The sequence below is a fragment of the Candidatus Protochlamydia sp. R18 genome (assembly GCF_000648255.1).
GTDB classification, from domain to species: Bacteria; Chlamydiota; Chlamydiia; order Chlamydiales; family Parachlamydiaceae; genus Protochlamydia; species Protochlamydia amoebophila.
On sequence record NZ_BASL01000152.1, the window covers coordinates 1 to 254 of the forward strand.

1 pseudogene is annotated in these 254 nt (G+C 36.2%); it reads right to left on the bottom strand.

Going from position 1 to position 254, the window contains the following annotated elements:
• Positions 1 to 254, bottom strand: a pseudogene (locus tag TY19_RS00070) (hypothetical protein); the annotation flags it as partial.

The following is a 254-nucleotide window of genomic DNA, read 5'->3' on the forward strand; positions in this document are numbered from 1 at the left end:
TTTTCTTTGTATTGTTCAGCTTCTATAGCCTCAAGTTGATGTTGCAAGTTTTCATTATTATCTTGGAGGTGTCTTACTTCGTTCGTGAGATGGGTAATTTGTCGGTCTAATTCTTCTTCGACTCTTCCAAAAATTTGCATACAGCTAATAAAAACATGGCCCATCATTACCATTCTATCTTCTAAAGGAAGGCTGGAGTCTTGCAAGAAATTATTCATTTGTTGCATGGCAGTTGATGGATTTTGTACAGCTAA